23 protein-coding genes are annotated in these 26194 nt (G+C 31.8%); 9 read left to right on the top strand and 14 right to left on the bottom strand.

Annotated elements, in window-relative coordinates; translation table 11 throughout:
• Nucleotides 1–88 precede the first annotated feature (88 nt).
• Nucleotides 89–949 (top strand): DMT family transporter, encoded by an 861-nt coding sequence (locus AC3VI6_RS05530; RefSeq protein WP_299001029.1) that lies wholly within the window; start codon nt 89–91, stop codon nt 947–949.
• Here AC3VI6_RS05530 and AC3VI6_RS05525 read toward each other — a convergent pair.
• A complete protein-coding gene (locus AC3VI6_RS05525) occupies nt 946–2034 on the bottom strand; it encodes a hypothetical protein (RefSeq protein ID WP_497705447.1) in 1089 nt (362 codons plus the stop codon). The genes AC3VI6_RS05530 and AC3VI6_RS05525 overlap by 4 nt on opposite strands.
• 90 nt (nt 2035–2124) lie before the next feature.
• Complete coding sequence (gene dprA / locus AC3VI6_RS05520) at nt 2125–3222, bottom strand: DNA-processing protein DprA (protein WP_497705446.1); 1098 nt, start codon at nt 3220–3222, stop codon at nt 2125–2127.
• Nucleotides 3223–3316: 94 nt separating this feature from the next.
• Between dprA and AC3VI6_RS05515 the strand changes: the two genes are divergently transcribed.
• The 5 genes from AC3VI6_RS05515 (at nt 3317) to AC3VI6_RS05495 (ending at nt 7241) form a co-directional block, all read left to right on the top strand.
• On the top strand, nt 3317–4216 hold the full coding sequence (locus AC3VI6_RS05515) for an HU domain-containing protein (protein WP_497705445.1): 900 nt from the start codon (nt 3317–3319) through the stop codon (nt 4214–4216).
• 136 nt (nt 4217–4352) lie between these two features.
• Nucleotides 4353–4865, top strand: a complete 513-nt coding sequence (locus AC3VI6_RS05510; RefSeq protein ID WP_028891640.1) for an acyl-CoA thioesterase — start codon at nt 4353–4355, stop codon at nt 4863–4865.
• A 152-nt stretch (nt 4866–5017) separates the two neighbouring features.
• The gene (locus AC3VI6_RS05505; protein WP_497705444.1) at nt 5018–6061 is read left to right on the top strand and encodes a hypothetical protein; all 1044 of its coding nucleotides are present in this window, start codon (nt 5018–5020) and stop codon (nt 6059–6061) included.
• A 213-nt stretch (nt 6062–6274) separates the two neighbouring features.
• The gene (locus tag AC3VI6_RS05500; protein ID WP_497705443.1) at nt 6275–6742 is read left to right on the top strand and encodes a hypothetical protein; all 468 of its coding nucleotides are present in this window, start codon (nt 6275–6277) and stop codon (nt 6740–6742) included.
• 1 nt (nt 6743) lies between these two features.
• The gene (locus tag AC3VI6_RS05495; RefSeq protein WP_435253917.1) at nt 6744–7241 is read left to right on the top strand and encodes a hypothetical protein; all 498 of its coding nucleotides are present in this window, start codon (nt 6744–6746) and stop codon (nt 7239–7241) included.
• Nucleotides 7242–7506: 265 nt separating this feature from the next.
• Here the strand turns inward: AC3VI6_RS05495 and AC3VI6_RS05490 are convergent, their stop codons facing one another.
• From AC3VI6_RS05490 to AC3VI6_RS05465, 6 genes are all read right to left on the bottom strand, one after another.
• The gene (locus AC3VI6_RS05490) at nt 7507–8541 is read right to left on the bottom strand and encodes an AI-2E family transporter (protein WP_497705442.1); all 1035 of its coding nucleotides are present in this window, start codon (nt 8539–8541) and stop codon (nt 7507–7509) included.
• A 146-nt stretch (nt 8542–8687) separates the two neighbouring features.
• Complete coding sequence (locus AC3VI6_RS05485) at nt 8688–9902, bottom strand: murein hydrolase activator EnvC family protein (protein WP_497705441.1); 1215 nt, start codon at nt 9900–9902, stop codon at nt 8688–8690.
• On the bottom strand, nt 9902–10669 hold the full coding sequence (lolB1, locus tag AC3VI6_RS05480) for a lipoprotein insertase outer membrane protein LolB1 (RefSeq protein ID WP_497705440.1): 768 nt from the start codon (nt 10667–10669) through the stop codon (nt 9902–9904). Before lolB1 ends, AC3VI6_RS05485 begins: the two co-directional genes overlap by 1 nt.
• Nucleotides 10670–10693: 24 nt before the next feature.
• Entirely contained in the window at nt 10694–11680 is a 987-nt protein-coding gene (locus tag AC3VI6_RS05475) for a tetratricopeptide repeat protein (RefSeq protein ID WP_497705439.1), read from the bottom strand.
• Between the two features lie 58 nt (nt 11681–11738).
• Nucleotides 11739–12755: a sugar nucleotidyltransferase gene (locus tag AC3VI6_RS05470; RefSeq protein ID WP_435253912.1), complete on the bottom strand. Its 1017-nt coding sequence runs from the start codon at nt 12753–12755 to the stop codon at nt 11739–11741.
• 55 nt (nt 12756–12810) lie between these two features.
• On the bottom strand, nt 12811–14472 hold the full coding sequence (locus AC3VI6_RS05465; protein WP_497705438.1) for an ABC transporter ATP-binding protein: 1662 nt from the start codon (nt 14470–14472) through the stop codon (nt 12811–12813).
• A gap of 131 nt (nt 14473–14603) precedes the next feature.
• On the opposite strand from AC3VI6_RS05465, the gene AC3VI6_RS05460 reads away from it, so the two are divergent.
• Complete coding sequence (locus tag AC3VI6_RS05460) at nt 14604–16463, top strand: ABC-F family ATP-binding cassette domain-containing protein (protein WP_497705437.1); 1860 nt, start codon at nt 14604–14606, stop codon at nt 16461–16463.
• Nucleotides 16464–16511: 48 nt separating this feature from the next.
• Here the strand turns inward: AC3VI6_RS05460 and AC3VI6_RS05455 are convergent, their stop codons facing one another.
• Both AC3VI6_RS05455 and AC3VI6_RS05450 read right to left on the bottom strand, forming a co-directional pair.
• Nucleotides 16512–17228 (bottom strand): 3'-5' exonuclease, encoded by a 717-nt coding sequence (locus AC3VI6_RS05455; RefSeq protein ID WP_274635304.1) that lies wholly within the window; start codon nt 17226–17228, stop codon nt 16512–16514.
• A complete protein-coding gene (locus AC3VI6_RS05450) occupies nt 17218–18978 on the bottom strand; it encodes a DUF4153 domain-containing protein (protein ID WP_497705436.1) in 1761 nt (586 codons plus the stop codon). Before AC3VI6_RS05450 ends, AC3VI6_RS05455 begins: the two co-directional genes overlap by 11 nt.
• A 173-nt stretch (nt 18979–19151) precedes the next feature.
• Here AC3VI6_RS05450 and AC3VI6_RS05445 point away from each other — a divergent pair, with 173 nt between their 5' ends.
• Complete coding sequence (locus tag AC3VI6_RS05445; RefSeq protein ID WP_497705435.1) at nt 19152–19850, top strand: response regulator transcription factor; 699 nt, start codon at nt 19152–19154, stop codon at nt 19848–19850.
• A 57-nt stretch (nt 19851–19907) separates the two neighbouring features.
• Nucleotides 19908–20954 (top strand): sensor histidine kinase, encoded by a 1047-nt coding sequence (locus AC3VI6_RS05440; protein ID WP_274635307.1) that lies wholly within the window; start codon nt 19908–19910, stop codon nt 20952–20954.
• Between the two features lie 38 nt (nt 20955–20992).
• Here AC3VI6_RS05440 and purD read toward each other — a convergent pair whose 3' ends face one another.
• The 4 genes from purD to rnpA form a co-directional block, all read right to left on the bottom strand.
• The gene (purD, locus tag AC3VI6_RS05435) at nt 20993–22267 is read right to left on the bottom strand and encodes a phosphoribosylamine--glycine ligase (RefSeq protein WP_497705434.1); all 1275 of its coding nucleotides are present in this window, start codon (nt 22265–22267) and stop codon (nt 20993–20995) included.
• Between the two features lie 147 nt (nt 22268–22414).
• A complete protein-coding gene (locus AC3VI6_RS05430) occupies nt 22415–24094 on the bottom strand; it encodes a DUF6909 family protein (RefSeq protein ID WP_497705433.1) in 1680 nt (559 codons plus the stop codon).
• 40 nt (nt 24095–24134) lie between these two features.
• Nucleotides 24135–25760 (bottom strand): S41 family peptidase, encoded by a 1626-nt coding sequence (locus tag AC3VI6_RS05425; RefSeq protein ID WP_497705432.1) that lies wholly within the window; start codon nt 25758–25760, stop codon nt 24135–24137.
• The gene (rnpA, locus tag AC3VI6_RS05420; protein WP_274635111.1) at nt 25750–26133 is read right to left on the bottom strand and encodes a ribonuclease P protein component; all 384 of its coding nucleotides are present in this window, start codon (nt 26131–26133) and stop codon (nt 25750–25752) included. Before rnpA ends, AC3VI6_RS05425 begins: the two co-directional genes overlap by 11 nt.
• Between the last annotated feature and the right edge of the window lie 61 nt (nt 26134–26194).

The following is a 26194-nucleotide window of genomic DNA, read 5'->3' as shown; positions in this document are numbered from 1 at the left end:
TTTCGAGTGAAACGAGAAATCTCATTCAATGAAGTACTCATTTTCTTAAGATTTCTCCCTCTGGTCGAAATGACATACTTTTATGCCCATGCAAAACAATCACATCAAAAACCTATCAGGAATTATTTTAGCAACCCTGTTTATCAGTACTTCAGGAGTATTAGGTAAATATATTGCCATGCCTTCGGAAGTTATTGTGTGGTTCCGTTCGGTATTTGCCATGGTGATTTTGTATGTGTTTTGTCGATTTAAAAAGATTGATTTAACCATACAATCCAGAAGACATTTGTTTCCGTTTTTAATGGGGGGAATTTTAATGGGTGCACATTGGATTACTTATTTCTACGCTTTAAAACTATCGAATGTAGCTATCGGAATGTTGTCGTTGTATACTTTTCCAGTGATGATTGCTTTTTTAGAACCCTTGTTTCTAAAAATTAAATTCAATCCGATTCATATTGTGTTAGGATTATTGGTTTTGCTAGGCTTGTACATTTTAGCCCCAGATTTCGATATTAAAAACACACAGGTTCAAGGAGTGTTATTTGGTTTGCTTTCCGCTTTGTCGTATGCGATTCGTATCTTAATTTTAAAACAATATGTACAGCAATACAACGGGGTAATGCTCATGTTTTATCAAACGGTAATCATTACAGTTTTATTAGTTCCAGTGCTGTTTTTTATGGATGTTTCAGGATTTCAAGAGCAACTCCCCTACTTGTTGTTATTAGCGTTGTTAACCACAGCTATCGGACATAGTTTAATGGTACATTCACTACAATTTTTTACCGCATCAACTGCAAGTATAATTAGTAGTGTTCAACCTATTTTCGGAATTATTTTAGCCTTTATTTTTCTAAAGGAAGTTCCCACGTGGAACACATTTATTGGTGGAAGTTTAATTCTAGCAACAGTGATTATTGAGAGTATTCGAAGTAGAAATCGTTAATACAATTTTTGCTGTTGCTGTATAATGGTTTTCATACTCACATCTTCGTAATTTCTACGAACAAATGTGAGTGCACTGTCTAGTATTTCTCCCATTCCATCACTATCTCTAAAGTTGATATCTCCTGTAAAATCAAAAATTTCTGATTTTAATTGTTCGATATTTTTTGGTATAGAAATATTATCAGCTTTCATCGCTTTTATCAAGCGATTTAAGCGTGTGCGAGACCCTAAAATTCTTTTAGCAACAATTGATCGTTCTTCTAACTGATATTGTTCTATAGATGATGAGGTAAGTTTATCTGCTACTAATTGAACCATTTTTAGGTTTTCTTTAAAAAACTGCGGATAATACACTTTAAATTTTCCTTCGTAACATTGTTGGTCAAAATCTATCGGACGGATTTTATACACGACATTTTCAAAATCGTGCGTAGGCACCACAACGTAGTTGTACGAGCGCATATCACCCAATAAACGAATCATACAACGTTCGTTAAACTTAACAAACTCTTTGGCTATTTGTGCTTTTTCAATTTCAATGCAATTATCTAAATAATCATTGATAAAGACATCACCCGGAATTCCTGAAATATGCTCTTCAATCAAGGTGTCTTGATACACTAAAAAATTCAAGTTATACGGCGATAAAATATCTTCGAGTTCTAAACCGTAAATACGAGAGGCATCCGTTTTTTTTACGTAAAAATAGGTGTAGTTATCGTTTAAAATATTTCGAACTTTTACTCGAAAAGGCTTCGAATTCCCGAAGGTACAATAATCAACAGCATCAATATTTAAGTGTTGTATACTGGCATCAGAACCGTTAGAATGCAGAATATTATAGATTTTTTTAAGGCTTAAATCTATTTCTTGTCGCTCAAACTCATTGTAATACACACGTACCCACAAGGTGTCGTTTTCGTGTTTATCATACACCACAATTGATCCTTGAAAACGCAGCAAATCATCATAAAAAATAGGAATTTGAATCGTACGATTATGTCTTTTCAAATAATTTCCTAGCTTTTTAGTAACGGGAAAAGCTGGTTTTTTTTGTGATATAAGTTTGTTTTCTGACGTCATTTAAGAACCTTTTTTCAAAGATACTTGAATTTATTTCTTTGGAATAATATTTGTTAATTCTTAACAAAACTCTTGGCAATCGCCCTGCGATTAAACTTCAAACATTTTTCCTGGTAAGGGTTTTACAACACCTTTTAATTCCAATTGAATTAAAATAGAAGAGAGTTGATAAATTGGCAATTCACAATTAATAGCGATATCGTCTAGCAACTGTCTTCCGTTTTGTTGTAAATAATCATAAATTTTTTGTTCGGAAGAATTAAGTTCAACAAATAACTTTTCTTGCTTGGGTACTGCAGCTTGCCGTATGTCCCAATTAAGCATTTTTACGATATCTTCAGCAGAAGTTAACAAATGCGCCTGATTGTTTTTGATTAGGTTGTTGCATCCTTTACTGTAAATATCTGTAGCTCTTCCTGATAGCGCAAACACATCACGATTGTACGAATTGGCGATATCTGCAGTAACCAACGAACCTCCTTTTTCAGCAGATTCGATAATAATAGTCGCTTTGGAAATTCCCGCCACAATACGATTTCGTTTTAGAAAATTCTCTCGCATTGGCTGTTCATCGTGCCAAAATTCGGTAATGAACCCGCCATTATTGTTTACTTCATGAATATATTTTTTATGTGTCTTCGGATAAATTTCTTCCAAACCATGTGCTAAGACAGCGATGGTTTGTAAGTTGTTTTTTATAGCCGCTTTATGGGCACAAATATCTACTCCGTAAGCAAATCCACTCACAATTATTGGATTGTGTTCTTTAAGATCTTCAATAAGTTGATTACAAAAATCGCGTCCATACGAACTCATGTTTCGAGTACCTACTATCGAGATGATTTTATCGTTGTTAAGGTTGAGATTTCCATCTTTAAAAATAAGTATGGGAGCATCGACACAATGCTTTAAGTTTTGCGGATAATCATCCTCTAAAAAATAAGAAAAAGCAATGTTGTTTTGTTGAATGTAGTTGAGCTCCTCCTCTGCTCTTTTTAAGTTGTTTTTATCAAAAAGATGCTGAGTTACCTGTGTTCCAATTCCGTTAATTTTATGTAGCACATGAGTTTTTTCTTTAAACACATTTTCAACACTTCCAACAGCAGTAATTAACTTTTTTGCTAAGATATCACCTACATTTTTGGTAGCCTGTAATCGTAGTACAGCAAGCAGTTTTTCAGAATTCATACAGCAATAATTTGATTTTCAATATACAAAAAACTGTTAATAAAAATTGAACAATCACTTGAAACTATACATTGAAAAAGCTATATTTGTTCTTATGATATTAGCCAACTACATCAACGATTTATTATATAGATACGACTGCGTAATTGTTCCTAATTTTGGAGGATTTGTAACCAACACCATTGGTGCAAGGGTAAATACTACTACTCACACTTTTTATCCGCCAAAAAAACAATTGACATTTAATGCGTATTTACAGCATAATGATGGGTTATTGGCTAACTATATTGCTTCTGACAAGAATATTTCTTTTGAAGAAGCTACTACTTTTATTGCAAATGAAGTTGCAGAGTGGAATAAAAACTTAAAAACGATTTCAGTAGAAGTTGCGTCAGTTGGAAGTTTAGCATTAAACGAAGCTGGTCAAGTAGTTTTTGAACCAAACCTTACAAGTAATTTCTTAACAGCATCTTTCGGATTGGCTGAGGTTGCTACTCCTTCAGTAGAAAGAGTAAAAGAAGTAACTGTAAAACCTTTGCCTGTTGTTTCTGAAGAGAAAAGCAAAACAATTCCTTTATATATCAGAAGAGCTGCAGCAGCTGCAGTTTTCGTAGGAGTTGCGTATGTAGGTTGGAATGGAATTCAGAATCAACAACAGCAAGAATTATTGGCTAATCAGGAAGAGTCGGTACAAAAGAAAATTCAATCGGCTACTTTTGTGATTGAGAATCCGTTACCAACGATTAATTTAAACGTTAGCAAAGAGGCTAAGAACTTTCATATTATTGCAGGGGCTTTTCAAGATGTACACAATGCTGAAAACAAATTAGCAGAGTTAGAAAACAAAGGATATGAAGCTACGATTCTTGGAAAAAACAAGTATGGATTAACTCAAGTAGCCTTTGCTAGTTATGCAACCAAAGAAGAAGCTAGAAAAGCCTTAGAAATCATCAAAGAAAAGGTAAGCGAAGACGCTTGGTTGTTGGCTAAATAAACCCAATTTATTGTAGTTAATACTATTTCTCCATTAAAATTACACTATAAAAGTTGTTTTTTATTTTAGCGTAATTTCAAATCAAGAACTAGTATAGGTTTTTTTCTTGCTGTATCTTTGCATCAAAATGTAATTGATGAGAGCAAAAACACCTAGCGAATCGTTAACGGTACTTACCGATCTTGTATTACCAGGAGAAACCAATTATTTAGACAATCTTTTTGGAGGAGAGTTATTAGCTCGTATGGATAGAGCTTGTAGTATTGCTGCACGCCGTCATTCGAGAAGAATTGTAGTAACAGCCTCTGTAAATCACGTAGCTTTTTCAAAATCAGTTCCTGTAGGAAGTGTAGTTACCTTAGAAGCAAAAGTTTCTCGTGCGTTTAAATCTTCAATGGAGATTTATGTTGATGTTTGGATTGAAGACCGTCAATCTGGTGAGAAAACTAAAGTAAACGAAGGAATTTACACGTTTGTAGCAGTTGATGAAACAGGAAAGCCTGTACCAATTCCACAAATTGAACCAGAAACAGAGTTAGAGAAAAAACGATATGAAGCTGCTTTACGTAGAAAGCAATTAAGTTTAGTTTTAGCCGGTAAAATGGATCCTAAGGAAGCCATAGAGCTAAAATCTATTTTCATGGATTAAAACAGCTTCAAAAAGTAAATGTATAAATATAACTATAAAAGATAGTTTAATAATAAAAAGTAAGTGATTCACTTACTTTTTTTATGCAAAACACTTACCTGTTTTAATTTATGATGATTTACTTTTGTGAGCAAAAAATAAAAGTTATTATTATGAAATTAAAAAGAGGCAAGATTGTTAATTTTTTAAGTATTGTATTATTGCTAGGTATTACAGTATTTATGTTAAGTTGTGAAACAGACGAAACCATTGATTCAAATCCAAATAAAGTTATTCAAGGAGAATACTTAACTTTTAATGAGTTAAAATCAGTAGATTTTAATGTGGTTGAAAGAATTGAAAAATTAAATTTAGAACAAGATGTTCTATCAAAAGAAGAAAGTGTAAAATTAAATAATTTGTTTTTTGACAAAAGCTTAGTTTTAAAATTAAAAACAAAAACTAGTACAAGTTATACATTCGCTGTTTCAAGTAATGATTTCCTTAAGAACCAAATTTATAATTTAGTAGTAACAAAATATAATGATGGTAAAATTATCCAGCATCTTGTAAGCTATTTTATTACTAGCACAGGCGAGTTTAAAATTAACAACGCCATTAATTTGAAATTAGGCACTGAATTTTATCAAAATAAAACAGACGGATGTGCTCCTAGGTTAGTTACCGAAACAGAAGAAGACACAAGTAGTTGTATTTACTTATCATGTAAGGGATATTTAGACGGAAAACCTTTAAGTCATAGTTTTGGAGATACTAGTTGTGGTTTTTATGGAGACCCAATGCTAGGAGCGAGAAGAGAATGTACAACTAATACCATAACTACTTGGAGTTATGATTGTCAATCTGGTGGTGGTGGAGTTACAGACACAGGCACTGATTATCCTGTTGGTGGAGGTACAAATGGTAGTACACGAGGGTCAACAAATGATTCAATAGAAGAAGTAACAACAATAACTTCACCAGTATATTTATTACCTGCTAGCTTATCTAAAAGTTTAACTATTGAGGAGAGAGAATGGTTATTTGATGAAAATAATAAAGGAGCTTATGATAGCTTAGTAACTTATTTAAGTACTGATTCTTCCCTAGAAGCCGCAACCTTTGCCGAACAAGCTATTGAAATTTATATTGACTTAAATAATTTTGAGACTCTTCTAGACACTCCTACTTTCGATGCTTTAGAAACACCTTGGTAAAAAACCTTAAGAGAATATGCTAAAAGACTAGAACAACTTAAAGATAAAATTTCTAAAGAGATTTGGGATGATTTAAATAAATATTTAGACCAGCAACTTACAAAAGCCTTAACAAAAACTGCTTTTAAGTTAAACCCAGATGCTAACCAAACCAAAGAAGCTAATAAAGAATATGCTTTTAAAAACGACGGTAAAAAAGGGGTTGGATATTTATTGTATGAATTTGCAAACGGAGAAGGTAAAGACGAAAGACAATTTCCTTTTGATTATGATATGACACAACAAATGCTAGCAGGTAATGTACCTAATGATATTAAAGTTGATTTTTTTGAAAGATTAGATAAAGAAGGGATAACATATGATCAATTTTTAAATAGAATTACTCCTCTTTCAGGAGGTTATTCTTTTAGCCCAGATCATGCAGGTATTATTGATTCTATTAATAAACATATTGATGTTGTAGCTAGTGCTAATTGGGTGCAGTTTTTTATAGGTGGGGCAAGTGTTAAATATTCTCCAAGTAGTGACCCTGATTGGATTATTGTTGAACTATCAAATGGCACTAGTAGAAACTCTCTATTACTTCATATAGGAGAGAATTATGACAGAGATGGTTCTGGGAATAACAAACCTCTCTCAACTATTAAACAATATTTTAAATTTAAACTAAAAGTTAGATAAAATGAAAATCAAATCATTAAAAAACAAACATATAGTAAAACTTTATTTACTTTTAACTTTATTTCTTTATAATTGTTATTTAATCCCCTGTAATTTAGACTCAGGACTTAATCAATTAACAGAAAAACAAAAAGATAGTTTTTTTATTGGTGAATATATAGTAGAAAGAAGTATTAATAATAATTTTAAAACTAATAATTCTATAATAAAATTAAAAAAAGATAAAACAATAGAGATGAATAATATGCCTATAGATATTTTCGACTTTATAAAATCTAATAAAAAAATAAACGTACAAGGAACATGGAAACAGAATTTTATTGAAAATCGTTCAAAAGATAAGTATTTTCTACCTACAGATTTAAAGTTTGGCGAAAATGATGGTACAGGTTTAGCGTTAAGAACTATACAAGTTTATGTAAAAGAAAAGAAACCTGTATTATTTATAGAATATGGTGATCCAGATGAATGTAGAGCTATTAGATTTATTAAAAAATAATGCTAAGGTCTAGCTATATACATAATATTATTATCGCTACTTGTCAATTGCCATTTAATACCATATGATTTCGAAGATGGACTTAATAGACTAAACGAAAACAGGATGCTAGTTTTGTTAGTAGTGAGTACCTTATTTTTTATTGGTTATGGTATATCAATTAAAAATAGAAAGTAAAAGTTGCTATTATAATCATTTTACTCTTAGTTGGCTTAAACCTTTACGATGTGTTTTTAGTTTAAAGTAGAAAGAAACATAGAGTATATTAAATATCATCAACATTGCCACTTTCGGATAAGAGAATGGCAATGTTTTTTGTATTTTCAAACTGAGAAAAGATAATAATCATAATTACGGTAATAGGTACTGAAAGTATCATCCCTGTAATTCCCCAAATTTCTCCCCAAACAGCTAGTGAAAGAATGGTAACTAGCGGGCTTAAATTCAGCGATTTTCCAAAAACTTTAGGTTCTACAACATTTCCTACGACTACCTGAATAGCACCAACGGCAAATACAACAATTAAAAACGGAGTGAATTCTCCAAACTGAATCAAACAAAAAATTGCTGGGAATGCTGTAGCGACTAATGATCCGATAGTTGGAATGTAGTTTAATAAAAAGATAAGGAAGGCCCAAAACGGTGCGCCATCTACTCCAACCATTAGCAAAACAAAATAACTTAAGATACCCGTTAATAAACTTACATAGGTTTTTAAACGTAAGTAGTTAGAAATTGAGCTTTCTACCTTTTTTAAGATAAATTGAAAGCTTTTTGAACTTCCTTCATGATTAGAGAATACACGTTGTAGTTTTAACTTAAAGTTGCTTTCCTCTAAGAAGATAAATAAGGCATAAATAATAATCATAAAGGTATCACCCAGCAAACTACTAATTCCGTTCGCTATATCGCCTAAAACAGAGCCATAATCAAAATCTCCTACTACCGATTTTACCGAAGTAATGATATCAATATGAAAAAAGGTATCTAAACTTTTAATGATAGCATCAACATTAGGTTCATATTTCGAATATGATGTGGTTAAATTGGAAATGCTATTGGTAATAATTTCAGAAACAAACCCAAAACCTAAAACAATAAGAGAAAACACAAACACATTACTCAACCAAAAAGGAATAAATCGCTTAGCAAAAGGAATTTTATAAATAGTTTTTCGAATCTCTCGTGTTAAAAACCAAAAAATAAGTGCGAAAATGAACGGAATTAAAATTCCTTTTCCAATAACCAGTGTAGCTAAAATAGCTACGGTTACAATAATAAAGTTGGCTGCGTTTTTCACACGTTTAAATTTTTATAATTGTTTTATCAAAAGTTTAATTATAAAATTGAGAACGTGTGTAACCGCTACGCTCTCACATTAATAAATTTTAAGCTTTTTTCACAAAAGATAAAGCTTAAAATTTATTAATGTTCGTTTCATAATTATTATGAGCGAATCCACTGTGAAGGATTCAATCGGTCTTTGTTTTTATACAGCATAAAACTAAGTTGTGATTTACCCGTAATTTTATCGGTGAAAACCTTCCCTAATTTATCGCCTGTTTTTACAACATCTCCTTTATTAACGTATACTTCTTTTAGCTTGTTATAAGCAGAAATATAGTTACCATGCTGTACCAAAACAGATTTTCTACCATCAGAATGTAATTGAATTACTAATACTTTTCCGTTAAAAATACTTTTTACATCGGTACCTGCTTTGGTTGCGATATACAATCCGTGACTGTTGATTTTGATTCCAGGAAATGTTGGGTGCGGTTGTACTCCATATTTTCTGGTAATAATACCATTAACTGGCCAAGGAAGATTTCCTTTGTTTTGTTCAAAATTAGCTAATAAGGCTTTTTCTTCAGCATTTAAAATAAACCCAGAGCTACTCGTTTTACCTTTGTCGGTTTTTTTACCTTCATTGGCTTTGGCAATAGCGTCTCTAATTAACTTATCAATTTTAGCAGCAATTCTTTTTTCTTCTTTCTGTTTTTTCTGTAACTCACTTTTATACTTTTTTTCTTCCTTTTTAATTTTTGAAATGAGTTGTTCTTGATTTTTTTTATCTTCTTCAATTTCTTTTTTCTGATTTTTCTCATCAGAAAGTAAAGCCTCTTTAGATTTTCTTTGTACAATTAACGAATCATTTAACTGCTCAATTTCTTTAGCTTTTACAACAATTTCTTCACCTTGTTTTCGTCTAAAATCACTGTATTGTTGCATGTATTTTAAACGCTTGTAAGCTTGATAAAAGCTTTCAGAAGAAAGTAAGAACATGGTTTTACTTTGTTGCGATTTACTTTTGTATGATTTTACAACCATATCAGCATAATCAGCTTTTAATTTAGCCAATTCATCGTTGTATTTTTTAAGCTCTTTTTCGTTTGATTTTATCTCTAAAGACAAAGCTTTCGACTCTAATTCTATTGTTTCAATTAAGCGCTCACGTACCGTAATTTTTTGGCTTAAATCTTTTAAATCGTCTAAAGCGTTGCTTTTCTTCTTATTGGTTTTAATTATAAGACTGTTAACCTGCTGTATTTCATTTTGAAGTTTTTTTCGCTTATTCTCAAGTTCTTTTCTACTTTGACCAAAAGAAGAAAGTCCCATAAAAAACAGGCATAAAAAGATGTAATAAACAGTGTGTTTCATTATAATTGAATTTCTTTATATCCGTTAGGAATAGTAAAATCTACATTTAATTTCGTGTTGTATTCAACCGAACGCGTATGAATATCAATAATAGTAAACTTATTATTTTCTTTGGCTTGAATGTTGATTTTTTCAGGGAATAAAGTACTATTTTTTTTAGAATATTTAGGATAACTAATATCTAAACGTTGGTTTTTTAGCGGATTTATAACCGATTGTTTGTTCAGTTTGAAATGCAAAGGGTTGATGTAAAAAAACAAATCGAACAATTCTGATTGGTTTTTTGGCGATAATTGATATGATTTATCATGTATAGCCACTTCTTGACGTTCCGATTTTACATCAACCAAAGCTTCGCCTAACAACATGTTTTGTAATTGCTGAAAGTTAATATCGGTTCCTAACAGTTCTTTCAACATGGAAAAATCTCCATCAAAAAAGTTCTTTTTGTAAGGAGAATAAAATTGTACTCTAGTTGGGGTAATTTTAGCTTTAAAAACGGTAATCATTTTAGACCCTTTCAACCAAATAACCTCATCTTTTTTAATTTTCATACGAACAGAAAAACCAACATTTTCTCTGTTGTCTTTATAGTTTATCTTTAACCTAGCGTCTACCGTTTCTTTATCAAAGTTTGCTGCACTATGTTTTTTAGCTACTTTTCGTGCAGAAAGTTCTTTAATAGCAGTGTTACTAGTAACGTTTTTAGTTGACTTACATGAAGTAATACTTAAGAATACGATAAGTAAAAGAGTGATATATCTCATAAATTTATACTAACGATGTTAGTTTTATTTTAAAATTTTGGCAGCTTTATTCTTGTAAGAATTTGATTTTTTAATATCGTTTAACCCATGATAAGACCTTGCCATTTCTAAATAAAACTTTGCTTCTATTTCGTTATTGTCAATAACAAAATCAATGCCGTTTTGTAAGCTTACCAATGCTTTTTTAAAGTTTTTGTTGTCATTGTATGCTTTACCATTCATTAAGTACACGAAAGGTTGGGCTGGAAAAAGCGATAATCCTTCTTCACTGTACTTTAATAAATCAGAATTTTTTTCGGTAGCCAATTCATCTAGTAACGTTTTTAAATTAACAAATGACTTTTCTTTTTCAAAAAGCGATTTAGCATCGATATTTTTAGATGTTTTATTTGAGGCAACTACTTTTACCGTACGAGCAGTTAAGTTTTCCTCTATTTTACGCAGTTGAGCGTTTAATAATTTAGCCTCTCTTAATTCAGATAAGACAGTTTTTGCAGCTTCAACATCTTTGTTTTGAAGATGTAAATAAACCAATACTTGTTTTTTCTTAGGATGTTTTTCTACAATTTTTTGTTGTGTGATTATTGCATCTTCAAAATTAGCAAGCTTTCTTAAAATAGTGACTTTATGTTCTAGCATCCATAAATTACTAGGATCGTTAGTTAAAGCCATATCAATGTAGTTTAAAGCCTCAGGGTTTCTGCCTAATTGTGTATAGTTTTTTGAAAGCTCAAATAAAACAGCGGTATTGTTAGGAAGTATCTTATTGCACTTTTCTAAATGCTCAATCGCATTTTTATAATTGAAAATAGCCTTATCTGAAAGAGCTCTGAAAAAGTGTTGTTGAAACTCAAAATTGTTCCTTTCATTAACATCCACAGCAGCTGGAATGCTATCTTGAGCGTTAAGGTGTTGAGGTGAAAGGTAAAAGGAGAAAGTAAAAAGAAGAAAGAAGAAAGACAGAAAAGCTCTCTTTTCTCTTCTCTCTTCTCTCTTTTTAATAAAAGGCACATTATAACAAAGGTTATCCCATTTGCCTAAAACCTTTAGCCTTTCTTCTTTTAAAAATTTATGTAAGCTCTGTATAATCACCTATACTTACCGATGTATAATTTGCATTGTATTTTGCATGATTTCCAATCATGGCATTATCTAAATTTGCATTTGAAATATGCACATTTGTTTGAATTAGTGAGTTGGTAATAGTTGAGTTTTCAATCACACTATTTTCACCAATTGAAACATAAGGACCAATTTTAGTGTTTTTCAACACTACATTTTTTCCTACGTAACAAGGCTGAATAATTTCAGCATTCTCTAATACAACGTCTTCCGATACTAAATTGTTGCCATCAGCTTGTTCAAATCCTAATACAAGTTTGTTAGTATCTACCGTTGGATCTTTTTTACCACAATCCATCCAAGTACTTACTTTACCAGGAATAAACTTAGCTCCTTTTTGTTTTAACGCTTCTAAAGCTTCAGTTAATTGATACTCACCAGAAGGTCTGATATCATTATCAATTAAATAGTTAATCTCATCTAGTAATTTATCAGCATCCTTAAAATAATAAATACCGATAATCGCTAAATCAGAAACAAACTCTTTAGGTTTTTCAACAAAATCAGTAATAAAACCATCTTTTAATTTTACTACTCCAAAAGCACTAGGATCTTCTACTTGTTTAACCCAAATAGCCCCATCAGCATTGGCATCTAAAGTAAAATCTGCTTTAAATAACGTATCAGCAAAAGCTACTACGCACGAACCACCTAATGATTCTTTAGCACAGTAAATAGCATGTGCTGTTCCTAACGCTTCTTCTTGAACATATACTGAACCTTTAGCACCTAAATTTTCAGCTATTTTTATTAATTTATCTTTAGTATCTGCAGGAAAACCTTTAGCAGCAGGTCCGATTATAAAAGCAATTTCTTCAATAGGTTGATCTACAACAGAAGTAATATCTTCTACTAATCGTTGTACAATTGATTTACCAGCTATAACCGTTAGTGGCTTAGGAGTTGTTAAAGTATGTGGTCTTAAACGAGACCCAATTCCAGCCATTGGTACTATAATCTTCATAATTTTCTTTTCGTTTTAACGGTGCAATATACCATTAATAACGCAGTGAAAAAAGTTATAATCCTTTTGGTATGGCGTTAATTAGCGTTTGTGTGTATTTTGTCTTTGGATGTTGGTAAATCTCATCAGCATCAGCTATTTCTTCTACCCTACCTTTGTTCATCACTACTAATTGATCTGCCATATATTTTACTACCGATAAATCATGTGAAATAAAAATATAAGTGAAGTTGAATTCTGTTTTTAACTGATTCAATAAATTCAAAACTTGTGCCTGTACTGATACATCTAATGCAGAAACTGATTCGTCACAAATAATCAATTTAGGCTGTAAAGTAATGGCACGAGCAATTCCTATACGTTGACGTTGTCCACCAGAAAATTCATGTGGATAGCGATTAAAATGCGTTGTCTCCAACCCTACTTTTTCTAACAAGTTACACACGTATTCTTTTCGCTCTTTGTTAGAGTTTAAGATATTATGAACTTTCATCGGTTCTAAAATCGCATTTCCAACAGTAATTCTAGGATTTAATGAAGAAAACGGATCTTGAAATATAATTTGAATTTCTTTTCGAAGTTTTTTAAACTCTTTTCTAGAAAGTTTGGCAATATCTGTTCCGTTGTATAAGATACTTCCCGAAGTCGCTTTTTCTAACTGCAAAATAGTTCTACTCAAGGTCGTTTTTCCACAACCGCTCTCTCCTACTAACCCTAAGGTTTCACCTTCATAAATTTTAAAAGACACATCATTTACAGCTTTTACTACTGTTGGTTTTGACCACCATGAAGCATTGCTGATAAAATCTTTATGTAAATTAACAATTTCTAATAATGGGGGTCTGTTGTAAATTTTTTGATGAAAAGTAGTGCGTTCTTCATCTGTATACACTGTTGAATCAATCGTATCGTTGATAAAATCGCTAACCGTAGGTAAGATTTTTAGTCGTTTTTTTGTGTTGGGTTTCGAATTGATTAAAGCTTTTGTATAACTTTCCTTCGGATGCAAAAAAACATGGTTAGCACTCCCTTTCTCAACCAATTTTCCTTTGTGCATTACCACGACATCATCTGCAATTTCAGAAACCAACGCTAAATCGTGAGAAATAAAAATAATACCCATACCAAATTCTTGCTGCAACTCTTTCAGTAATAAAATTATTTCTTTTTGCACCGTTACATCCAACGCTGTGGTAGGTTCATCTGCAATTAAAAGTTGAGGTTTACAAGCAATTGCCATTGCAATCATAACCCGTTGTTTTTGTCCACCACTTATTTGGTGCGGATACGAATTGTAAATAGCTTCTGGTCTTGGAAGTTTCACTTTTGAAAATAAAGAAATCACTTCTTCTTTAATTTCTTTGGAAGATAGTTGCGTGTGCTGTTGCAAAATTTCAGCCACTTGAACGCCACAAGTTAAGGTCGGATTTAAAGAACTCATAGGTTCTTGAAAAATCATCGCAATTTGATTTCCTCTTATTTTTTGAAAATCTGCTTCGTTAAACTCCAATAGGTTTTGCTCATTAAAAAATAATTTGCCTTTTATAGTAGCTGTTTTAGGAAGTAATCCTAAAATAGCTAAAGAACTTATCGATTTTCCACTACCACTCTCTCCTACAATACCCAAAGTTTTATTTTTTTTGAGCTCAAAAGAAATACCTTGAACAACTGAAGGTGCATTTTTAAAAGAGATTTCTAAATTTTTAACAACAAGCATCTATCCTATAATTTTAAATAAAAGTACAATTAAAAAAATTCATCATAAGCACTTAATTAAAACTTTTAAAAAGAAAATAGATTACAGCGATTTGCTTGGGTTTTTCGTTTCTTTGCATAAAATTTTAGAGGATGAATTACCTATCAGTAGAAAATATAGCAAAATCATATGGTGAAAAAGTGTTGTTTGAAGATATTTCCTTCGGAATTAATAAAGATCAGAAAATAGCCTTTGTTGCAAAAAACGGTAGTGGAAAAACCTCTATTTTAAACATTATTGCAGGAAAAGATACGCCTGATGAAGGACAAGTTATTAGCCGAAAAGGAATTAACATTGCCTATTTAGCGCAAGACGATGACTTGAATCCTGATTTAACGATTGAAGAAACTATTTTTTCTACAGAAAGTACAATTCTTCCTGTCATCCAACAATACGAAAAAGCATTACAAAATCCTGATGATGCTGAGGCGTATCAAAAAGCATTTGAGTTGATGGAGCAACACAATGCTTGGGATTTTGAAACGCAATACAAACAGATACTTTCTAAGTTAAAATTAGATGATTTATCGCAAAAAGTAGGAAAACTTTCTGGTGGACAAAAAAAGCGATTATCACTAGCAATTATTCTGATTAATAAACCAGACTTACTAATTCTTGATGAGCCAACCAACCATCTAGATTTAGAAATGATTGAATGGTTAGAAGCTTTTTTTGCAAAGGAAAAAATTACCCTGTTTATGGTAACGCACGATCGTTATTTTTTAGAGCGTGTGTGTAATGAAATCATCGAACTAGATAACGGAAAACTCTATAAGTACAAAGGAAATTATTCGTATTACCTTCAAAATAAAGAAGAGCGTTTAGCTTTAGAAGCAACCAATTTAAGCAAAGCGAAAAGTTTGTTTAAAAAAGAGTTGGAATGGATGCGTCGTCAACCAAAGGCACGTACAACCAAGTCAAAATCACGTATTGATGACTTTTTCCAAATCAAAGAAAAAGCACATCAACGAAGAAAAGAACACGAAGTTCAGTTAGAAATTAACATGGAGCGTTTAGGAAGCAAAATAGTAGAGCTTCATAAACTGAAAAAGAACTTTGGCGACAAGGTAATTTTAGATGGATTTGACTACGTTTTTAAGAGAGGAGAACGTATTGGAATTATTGGAAAAAACGGAACGGGGAAATCCTCATTTTTAAACATACTAACGGGTAAAATTCCTGTTGATGGCGGGAAGGTAATTGTAGGAGAGACGGTAAAATTTGGATATTATACACAGAAAGGAATCCAAATAAAAGAAGGACAAAAAGTAATAGAAGTCATCAAAGAATTTGGAGAAGAAATACCGTTAACGAAAGGAAGAAGAATTTCTGCAGCCCAGTTATTAGAACGATTTTTATTCGACCGAAAAAAGCAACATGATTTTGTAGAGAAATTAAGTGGAGGAGAACAAAAGCGTTTGTATTTATGTGCGGTGTTAATTCAAAACCCTAATTTTTTAATTCTTGATGAGCCTACCAACGATTTAGATGTGGTAACGCTAAATGTATTAGAAAGTTTTTTACTGGATTACCCTGGAAACTTAATGGTGGTATCACACGACCGTTATTTTATGGATAAAATCGTAGATGGATTGTTTGTTTTCAAAGGAGAAGGAGAAGTAGAGAATTTTCCAGGAAATTACTCGGATTACAGAGCGTATGAGAGTTCTTTACCACCAGAACCTAAAGAAGAGAAAACAGTTGCAGAAAAGTCTGAAAAAGCACCTCAAAAAGGAAGGTTGAGTTATAATGAAAAACGTGAGTTTGGTCAGTTAGAGGTTGATATTGAAAAGTTACAAAAAAAGAAGGTCAATCTTGAAGCACAATTTACCAATGGAGAAATAGCAATGGACGATATCAATGAAAAATCGCTTGAGCTGCAACAAATTATTGAGAGTTTAGAAGAAAAGGAAGAACGTTGGTTTGAGCTTTCTATGAAGTTGGAAGGGTAGAAGCCCACCCTAACCCTCCCAAAGGGAGGAATTTAGATTGTTCTTCTATTAAACGTTGATAATATCAATTTCGTCAACCAAAGGCTTGTTTAAAAAACGTAAAAGTAATTGAGCTACTGCTACGGTATCGCGCTCGCAATATTCAACAATTCTTGATAAGTTTTTCTCTTGGTAATAAACATTAGCAACTTCGCTTCCATCAATATCTTGTTTGGGTGATGGAACCCCTAAAATAGCAGTGAGTAATTTTAAAGAAGTATAGTGTTTATAATCTCCAAATTTCCATAAATCCATGGTGTCTAAATGCGGAACTTCCCATGGTTTTTTACCAAATAAATTGAGTTTGTTAGGTAGTTCAATTTCATTGATAATCATACGTCGTGCGATGTACGGAAAATCAAACTCTTTTCCATTATGAGCACATAATAAGTGATTTGGGTGATTGAAATGCGTATCTAACAGGTTTTTAAAATCTAGTAAAAGTTTATGCTCATTATCGCCATAAAATGAAGTAACTCGTAGTTGATTTACGCCTTTTCGTTCTACAAAATAGCCAACAGAAATACAGATGATTTTTCCAAATTCTGCCCATATACCTGCTCGGTGGTAAAACTCTTCAGGAGTAAATTCATCTTTTCGTTGATACTGCGTTTTTAACGCATACAACTCTTGCATTTCAGGAGATAAATCGGTAAATAATTCTACTTCTGGAACGGTTTCAATATCTAAAAACAAAATGTTTTGTAAGTTGAGTTTATTCAGCATCTTTTTCTTTAATTAAAACATAAATAGTAGCGTTAGACAAATATTCTTCTAAGGCATTATCATCAATTTTTGATAAATTAATACTTTGAAAAACAAGTTTTACATTCAACATTTCAAAATGCTGTTCAATAGTCATTAAATCAAGGGGTAAATTATAATTGAGCTCTTGATTTTTAAGATTTTTAATCATTTCAGTACAGTCGATTTCACCTATTAAATCTTCTCCTGTAGAAATTTTTAGAATATTACTTCTTTCAGTTAAAGTAAATTGGTACTGATTTATAGAGTTTTTATTTTCGTGAAGGTTGATGTATAAACGTTTTAAAAAATCATAGTTTTTAAGATCTAACGTTATATTAAAATCATCCAAATTATAATAATAGGCTCCGTATAATTTTTCAGGACGATCTGTTGCTTTGATATTTAGAGTATCCATTAATTTTTCTTGTAGTTGCCAATGACTTTCAGTTTTAAATACGGTTTTAGGGTTGTAACCTATGGTTGCTGTAACTTTCTCTAGCTCGTCTTTTTTATTTAGGTAACGAATAATAGAACGGAGTTGATTCTTCTTTTCAAAAGTGGTTGAAAAATCAGTGTTTTTAATATCGGTGTACACTTTTTCAAATTGCTGAACTTGACTTTTAGTAGATATAGAAAAAGCACCCCAAAACCCGAAGGAAATAAGCAAGGTTATAATTGCTAGACTTAGTGGAAATATTTTAATTCTTTGTTGTTTGCTAAAAATCATGTACAATGTCATGGCTAAAATCCAGAAAGCAAGAACAAGTACGAAATAGCGATTTTCGGTAATTCCGTATTCATTAACACGTCTAAAAATAGCCACAAAAAGTAATCCTAATAAAGGTAACAACAAGTAATAAAACCAAGGGTGAAATCTTCTAATAGCACGTGAGTTAATTGTTTTTTGAATAGGATTGATCAGTGTTTGAACAATAAAACCTAAAAAAGACAAAGCAATTACTAAATACGAAACCCATCCTTTAGGTAAATTCCAATTAATCACAATTTTTAAACTGTATGCATATAAAATGATGAGGTATAAAATGACTAACGGAATTAAAATATACTTTACTAGAACCTCTAAAGCCTTGGTGTAGTTAATAGCAAGTTGATTGTGAATATTCTTTGGAAAATCAGAAAGGTAAATCCATGTGTTTACAATACCTATACAGATTACAAAGACTTGTAAAAAACGGTCACCCTTAACATCAATATTGAACAAATGTTTAACAGCAAGCAAAGCTAATACAACTCCTAAATAAAGAATTAGTGAAAAGAACAGGCTTCTAACAATAGATATAAAAACAGCTTTTAAATAATTAAAATACGCCGATTTATTCCATTTTGTAATAAAAGGAGCAATCATCACAAACAAATGACCTGCTATAAAATAAAGAAAGAATCGTATGATTGAAGTTTTATCTATCCGATATGTATCTATATCGATACTAAAATAAAAACCTATTAAGAAGCCAAGAGTAATTAAAAATACCCAATAATTTTTCTTTTTGAATTGTTCTAGAAAAAAACGAGTAGCGATTAACCAGCTTACCCCTAAAACAAAAGTTAAAATAATTTTACCATTAGCAGTACGATCAAAAGTGTCTGCTTCAATAGTAAATAAAGTAAAAAATGTACCAATAACTACCCAAGCATGTGTTATAGGAAAGCGGTTAAATGTATTTTTAGCTTTTGATAGAATCTCATCAAGAGACGGAATAATTTTCATAGAATTTCTTTTTATAAAGATACAAAAACATTGAAAAAATGGAAATTTTTGTGCTTTACGAGGTGTTTTTTTAAGTAAAAGTTTATTAAATATTAAATGAACGTTAAGTTAAGCGTGTGTATCAAGCGTTTATTATTTTATGATTACTTTTGGATATCAATTATAAATGAACTATGAATACTAGCGATATTAAAATTCTACTAGTAGATGATGAACCAGATATTTTAGAAATTGTAGGTTACAATTTAAAATCAGAAGGATATCAGGTTTTTACTGCCAATAATGGGGCAGAAGCTGTAAAAACAGCCAAAAAAGTAACTCCACATTTAATTTTACTAGATATCATGATGCCAGAAATGGATGGTATCGAAGCTTGTGAAAAAATTAGAAATATAAAATCTTTAGAAGATGTTTTAATTTCTTTTTTAACTGCTAGAGGTGAAGATTACTCGCAAGTAGCTGGTTTTGATGCGGGAGCTGATGATTATATTACAAAGCCTGTTAAACCAAAAGTGTTAATTAGCAAGGTAAAATCATTGCTACGTCGTTTAAAAACAGAAGAAAAAGCTGATACAACCACGAAAATTGGAGATATCATCATCAACCGAGATGAGTATGTTGTTTTTAAAGGAGATGAAAAAATAGTGTTGCCAAGAAAAGAGTTTGAACTATTTTCTTTACTAACTTCAAAACCAGGAAAAGTATTTAAAAGAGAAGTAATTTTAGATAGCGTTTGGGGGAATGAAGTTGTAGTAGGTGGTAGAACTATTGATGTGCATATTCGTAAACTACGCGAAAAAATAGGAGATAACTATTTTAAAACGGTTAAAGGGGTAGGCTATAAGTTTGTGCTAGACGAAGTAGACAAATAATTTTTGAACTCAAAAAATAATAAGTAGATTGCTAGCTAGCAATCTATTTTTTTATCTATGGTAAAAATAAAAAAAACATACAGATACGCCCTTTGGTCGGCATTCTATTCTACGTTATTATCGTTGATAATAGCAGTATTATCATACCTGTTTTTAGTTAATATTTTAGGAATTGGTGCAGTTATCGTTTTTGGTATCGCCATGTTTATTGTGTCGTTTTTTGTCATACAATATCGAGCAGAACATTTTATTTACCAACGAGTAAGAAAGATGTATGAAGATATTTCTATTTTAGATATCAACGATTTAAAAAGAAAGAAAGTAACGACCGACGTTGAAGAGCTTACTAAAAGTGTACAAGAATACGTTGAAGGGAAAAGTGAAGAAATAGCCCATTTAACGCAGCGAGATTCTTTTCGTCGAGATTTCTTAGGAAACGTAGCCCACGAGTTAAAAACACCATTATTTACGGTGCAGGGATATATTTTAACGCTATTGGAAGGTGCTGCAGATGATAAAGAAATTCTTGCTAAATATTTAGATAGAGCTAATAAGGGTGTAGAGCGATTAACCTCTATTGTAAAAGACTTAGATATGATTGCTAAGTTAGAAACAGAGGGAATGAAAATGAATATACAAACATTCAACATTATTGAGTTGATTCAAAATGTGTTTGATTTGTTTGAAATGAAAGCTAAAAAGAGAAACATTACACTGCGTTTCGATCGCGTGTACGATTTTCCTCACTTAGTAAAAGGAGATGTTGAACGAATTGAACAAGTATTAATCAATTTAGTGGTAAACTCAATAAAATATGGTAGAGTAGGTGGTATTACTACAGTGAGTGTTGAACCATATAATCAGAATAAACTTATCATTAAAATAAACGATAATGGGGAAGGAATTAAACAAGAACATCTTTCTCGTTTGTTTGAACGTTTTTATCGTGTAGATCAAAGTAGATCACGTGAGCAAGGAGGTTCTGGATTAGGGCTTTCTATCGTAAAACATATTATTGAAGCCCATAACGAAACCATTCTTCTAAAAAGTAAATATGGAGAAGGATCTGAGTTTTCGTTTACCTTAGAAAAGGCAATGAAATAAAAAAAGGAGTTGATTATCAACTCCTTTTTTTATTACTATTATTTTAAATCGAATCCGATATCTCTTCGATAGTTCATTTTATCAAAAGTTATTTTGTCGATGCTTTTATACGATTTTTCTAGAGCTTCTTCAATTGAGTTTCCAAAAGAAGTAATTGCCATCACACGCCCACCGCTCGTAACAACTTTACCGTCTTTTAAAGTAGTTCCAGCATGAAAAACGATAGAATCATCTACGGTATTAAAACCTGTAATTTCTTTCCCTTTTTCATAAGTTTCAGGATATCCACCCGAAACTAACATTACTGTAGTTGCAGTTTGTGGAGTAACTTCGTATGACTTTTCTCCTAAAGTTTGCGTTGCAACTCCTTCAAATAAATCGACTAAATCTGTTTGAATACGAGGTAATACCACTTCTGTTTCAGGATCTCCCATACGAACATTGTATTCAACCACAGAAGGATTTCCGTTATCGTTCATCAATCCGATAAAAATAAATCCTCTGTAATCAATTCCGTCTTTTTGAAAACCTTCAATTGTTGGTTTAACGATTAATTCTTCCACTTTCGTTAAAAAATCATCCGTTGCAAAAGGAACAGGAGAAATAGCGCCCATACCGCCTGTATTTAGCCCTGTATCGCCTTCTCCAATACGTTTGTAATCTTTAGCAGAAGGTAAAATTTTATAATTTTTTCCGTCAGTTAAAACAAAAACAGATAATTCTATTCCTTTTAAAAACTCTTCAATAACTACAGTTGATGAAGCGCTTCCAAATTTTTGATTGGAAAGCATTTCTTCTAATTCAGCTTTGGCTTCTTCTAAATCGTTTAAGATTAAAACTCCTTTTCCAGCAGCTAATCCGTCAGCTTTTAACACATACGGAGCATCTAATGTTTCTAAGAACTTTTTTCCTTCAGCTAAAGTATCAGTAGTAAAAGATTCGTAACGAGCTGTAGGAATGTTGTGTTTTTCCATAAATTGCTTCGAAAAATCTTTACTTCCTTCTAATAAGGCACCATCTTTTTTAGGTCCGATTACAGGAATGTTTTTTAACTCTTCATCAGCTAAGAAAAAGTCGTGAACTCCTTCAACTAAAGGAGCTTCAGGACCTACAACTACCATATTGATATCGTGTTGTAAAACAGTTTCCTTTACCTGAGCAAAATCAGTTGGATTGATAGCTATATTTTTAGCAATTGCATCAGTTCCTGCGTTACCAGGAGCTACAAAAAGGTTGTTGATTTTTGTACTTTCTGAAAGTTTTTTAGCAAAGGCGTGTTCTCTACCGCCCGATCCTAAAATTAGAATATTCATTGTGTGTGTTGTTGTATTGTGAGTGCAAATATAAAATAAGAAAAAAGGCTATGAGCAAAACCTGTCTTTAAAATTGCATAAAAAGTAAAAAAGACCTCTTTTTAAACTAAAAGAAGCCTTTTTATATTTTTGATAGTCGTTCTATGACTAGAATATTTGCTCAAGTATTTTTTGTGTAATGGCGTAAGTTGGTGTTACTCCGCTCATTCCAAGTCCACCAGAAGCCAGTGTTGCACCAGTTTCTAACGGATTATCAGATGCATAATATGCGTAGCGCACTTTTACATTTTCTGAAATATTTCCTCTAATTTTTGAAGCTGATTGAATCGCTTTTTGATAATGAGCACCTTCCATTTCTAACCCGATTACATTCCAAGTAGAATCGTGGAAGAATTTTAATAAGTCTTTGTTTTGAAGAGATGTTCCAAGTACGGTAATCATAGCTCCATCAAAAACTTGAACACCAAAACCTTCTAAATCTTCTTTTGATAGTTCGTTTTTAAACGGGTAATTATCAGCAGTTCCTTCAAAAATATGTGAAGAAGGAATCATAATATCTCCTTTTCCACCTTCTAAAATACCAGCTTTCCCCATAATAGAAACCGATTGAACATCTAAATGGATTGTTTTACCTCCGGTTTTATAAGGTTTTAACAATTCATCCATGGTTTCAAAAGCTTGCTCACCAAAGGCATAATCCATTACGATAATTACAGGTTTTTCTCCAACTGAATTTACTTTGTTAAAAGAGTTGGTGTCAAAATCAATTTTATCAGTGTCGATAACTTGTACATTGATATTGGTTCCTGAAGTATCTTTGATATAAATCAACCCGTTTTCCGAAGCATAATTTTTCACAGCAGATTGTAAAGCACTACTGTTAGAGTTACTTAACAATTCGAATAACTGAAAATCTTTGTGTTTTTTAGCTTCTTTAGGCAATGCGTTTTTACCATAAATACTATTCATTACACTGTGCATGTTTGCACTGATGATATGGATAGGACGTTCTATCAATCCGTTATCTAACAAGACTTTTTTGATGCTATTCGCCCATAATTCACCGTAATAATGATGACCGATTTCTTCAGTTAACACTGAGCTGAATTTTATAGAGCGTTTTTGATCGTATAAAGATTCGTTAATAGCTAGCTTACCTAACCAATAAATTAAATGGAAAAATCTATTCGGGTTTTCTTCTGTAGAAAAGGTGTTGTATGCGTCGTAAATTTCGTCGTAGGTTCTTCCTAAAATGTTACCAAGATGTACTACAATTACATCTTTTTCTTCATCAGTAAGAGTTTTGTTATGTAGTACTATATCTTCTAAGAGTAACCATTCGCGAATGAAGCTTTCTCCGTTGTTAATTACAACACGATCTTTTATTTTATGAGATTCAATAAATAAAAATGTCAAGTGTGTTAGAATATCATAAATTTCTGAACGACCACGAGTAATTTCGATATTCATTTGGTTTTTATCAATACGATAGCAGTTTCTCCTTCTTTTAGGAGGTACAATCGCTTTGAATTTAGAATTTCGATACCCTTCGTCGGCGGTTAAGTAAATAAATTGACATTCTTCAATTCCTTCAGGTAAACGTTCAATAACGTATACCAATCCGTTTAATTCGGTTTTGTCTTCAGCAATCGACCCATAAATTTCTGGGCGTAATGATAAAAGTGATTTACGTAAAGTTTCACCTGAAACTCCCATCGGTTTATAAAAACCACGACTAAAGAGGTGTCGCATTGAGATGTATAAACGCTCAATAGCGCTTGTAGATTCGTGTGCTCTTGTACGTTCTTTTTGGATAGGTTTTGACATATGTTTTTAAAGTGCAAATATACAAATTATATTCTGGAAGCTATTTCTCTAAAATACTGTTATACTTTTTGGTATCGTTTAACAGCGTAACAGCATTTTTAATAGTGATATCATTTTTAAATAAATGTTTATACATTCCTTCTTTGTAGGTATAACGCTCAACTATTTCATTTTCAATTTCCTTTGAAAGCAAATCTTGATTTTCTACAATCTTTGCAACCTTTATAGCTTTTAGTTGTTGAATGATTGTAGTATATTCTGGAGTAATAATTTTATTGTTTTTTACCGACTTGTATGCAGACTGAAATAACCTTTCTTCGTTAGAAACAAAAGCGGTGTCCTTACGAAGTAAATATTCTTTAAAGCTATTAAAATCCTTAGGTGTAAACGTGTAGTTTTCGGCAGATAAATTAGGATTTTGATAAGTGAAATCGGTTACAAAATTAAAGATGGCTCTTGATTTAAGTAATTCATCAGTTTCTTCTGTTTTTTTAGAAAAGTCACTAACAATATCTGGCGTTACACCACCACCATCGAATACTATTCTTCCATTTTTAGTAGTAAATTCATTAAGAGTAGTATCTGAAAACTTAGGCACTTTTCCTGTTTTAGGGTCTCTATTGGCGTAATCTAATTCTTGAATACAACGCCCACTAGGAGTGTAGTATTTAGAAATAGTAATTTTCATTTGGGTTCCGTAACTTAAATTAAAGTAACGCTGAACTAAGCCTTTTCCAAAAGAACGTTCTCCCATAATTACTGCTCGGTCATAATCTTGTAAAGCTCCTGAAACAATTTCTGAAGCTGAGGCTGAACGACCATTTATCAACACTACAATAGGAATATTGGCATCTAGCGGATCTTTGTTAGTTTTATAAGTTCTACTATTTTTTTGACTTTTACCACGTGTGTCTACAACTTTTAATCCTTTAGGTATAAATAGGTTTGTAATATTAACAGCATCATATAATGATCCACCAGGATTGTATCGTAAATCAAACACAAGTTTTGTCATTCCTCTTTTTTTAAGGTCAGCAAAAGCATTTACAACACCTTCGGTAGCTTTTTGACTTATAAATCGTGTTAAAACAATGTATCCGGTTTCAGCATCAATCATGTCGTAAAAAGGAACGGGATTTAAAATAACTTTATCAAGTTCTACTGATATGTTTTTTGTTGCTCCGTTTCTATTTACTCTTAAAGAAAGTTTTTTACCAGGAACTCCTTTCAACATTTGTGAAAATTGGCTTCTTTCTGTTCTAGACAACTCCACATCGTTTACAGTGGTAATAATATCACCTACTTTTAATCCTGCTTTATCGGCAGAAAAGCCTTTGTATACTTCAGAAATAACAATTCCTTTGTTTATAGTAAAAGAAGAAATACCTAAACCACCATATTCACCTTCACGACTAATACGAGCATCTTCAACATCTTGTTCGTTAAAGAAGTTTGTGTAAGGATCTAAGTTTTGAAGCGTATTTTTTATTGCTTTATCAGTAAGATCACCAGGATTAATCTCATCAATATAATTGATGTTTAATTCCTTAAAAAGGTTGTTGTAAATTTCAATTTGTTTAGCGATCTCAAAAAAACGAGACTGAAAAGAAAAGAAAAGAGAGATGATAATGAGGGAACCTAAAATAAGTACTGTTCTATTTTTCATCTTGAGTAATTTCTGTAATAAACTGTGTTAATAATTTCTTCATTTTATGCTCAATATCAGCATATTTCCATTCATCTCTTGCAAGATAAGAAATCATAAACACATATTGTTTATCTACAGCCTCATAAATTGTATGTTTTTCTTTCCGGTAAGTTTCTCGTAATAAACGTTTAATCCGGTTTCTGTCTACTGCTTTTTTAAAATTCCGTTTCGGAACAGAAACCCCTACTTGTGCAGGAAATTTAGAGGTGTGTTCGGCTTGTATATACACCATTCGAAGCGGAAAAACTTTAATTATTTTTCCTTCTTCGTAAAGCCTACCTATCAGCTTTTTACTCTTTAACCGTTCCTCTTTTCCTAAAGTAAATCTCATCGGTACAAACATACGGAAACCCTAGAAAAAAATCATTTTTTTAATTACATTTGAAAGAATT

The organism is Tenacibaculum sp. TB-56, from assembly GCF_059716275.2.
The sequence above is the reverse complement of the archived record's forward strand: the minus strand, read 5'-3'. Positions and strand labels throughout refer to the sequence as shown.

Coding starts and splice junctions, on each gene's coding strand:
- AC3VI6_RS05465 (WP_497705438.1), bottom strand. CDS start 14,472: ATGCTTGTTGTTAAAAATTTAGAAATCTCTTTTAAAAATGCACCTTCA.
- purD (WP_497705434.1), bottom strand. CDS start 22,267: ATGAATATTCTAATTTTAGGATCGGGCGGTAGAGAACACGCCTTTGCT.
- dprA (WP_497705446.1), bottom strand. CDS start 3,222: ATGAATTCTGAAAAACTGCTTGCTGTACTACGATTACAGGCTACCAAA.
- AC3VI6_RS05455 (WP_274635304.1), bottom strand. CDS start 17,228: ATGCTGAATAAACTCAACTTACAAAACATTTTGTTTTTAGATATTGAA.
- AC3VI6_RS05460 (WP_497705437.1), top strand. CDS start 14,604: ATGAATTACCTATCAGTAGAAAATATAGCAAAATCATATGGTGAAAAA.
- AC3VI6_RS05445 (WP_497705435.1), top strand. CDS start 19,152: ATGAATACTAGCGATATTAAAATTCTACTAGTAGATGATGAACCAGAT.
- AC3VI6_RS05485 (WP_497705441.1), bottom strand. CDS start 9,902: ATGAAACACACTGTTTATTACATCTTTTTATGCCTGTTTTTTATGGGA.
- lolB1 (WP_497705440.1), bottom strand. CDS start 10,669: ATGAGATATATCACTCTTTTACTTATCGTATTCTTAAGTATTACTTCA.
- AC3VI6_RS05495 (WP_435253917.1), top strand. CDS start 6,744: ATGAAAATCAAATCATTAAAAAACAAACATATAGTAAAACTTTATTTA.
- AC3VI6_RS05530 (WP_299001029.1), top strand. CDS start 89: ATGCAAAACAATCACATCAAAAACCTATCAGGAATTATTTTAGCAACC.
- AC3VI6_RS05425 (WP_497705432.1), bottom strand. CDS start 25,760: ATGAAAAATAGAACAGTACTTATTTTAGGTTCCCTCATTATCATCTCT.
- AC3VI6_RS05515 (WP_497705445.1), top strand. CDS start 3,317: ATGATATTAGCCAACTACATCAACGATTTATTATATAGATACGACTGC.
- AC3VI6_RS05430 (WP_497705433.1), bottom strand. CDS start 24,094: ATGTCAAAACCTATCCAAAAAGAACGTACAAGAGCACACGAATCTACA.
- AC3VI6_RS05440 (WP_274635307.1), top strand. CDS start 19,908: ATGGTAAAAATAAAAAAAACATACAGATACGCCCTTTGGTCGGCATTC.
- AC3VI6_RS05470 (WP_435253912.1), bottom strand. CDS start 12,755: ATGAAGATTATAGTACCAATGGCTGGAATTGGGTCTCGTTTAAGACCA.
- AC3VI6_RS05525 (WP_497705447.1), bottom strand. CDS start 2,034: ATGACGTCAGAAAACAAACTTATATCACAAAAAAAACCAGCTTTTCCC.
- rnpA (WP_274635111.1), bottom strand. CDS start 26,133: ATGAGATTTACTTTAGGAAAAGAGGAACGGTTAAAGAGTAAAAAGCTG.
- AC3VI6_RS05450 (WP_497705436.1), bottom strand. CDS start 18,978: ATGAAAATTATTCCGTCTCTTGATGAGATTCTATCAAAAGCTAAAAAT.
- AC3VI6_RS05505 (WP_497705444.1), top strand. CDS start 5,018: ATGAAATTAAAAAGAGGCAAGATTGTTAATTTTTTAAGTATTGTATTA.
- AC3VI6_RS05510 (WP_028891640.1), top strand. CDS start 4,353: ATGAGAGCAAAAACACCTAGCGAATCGTTAACGGTACTTACCGATCTT.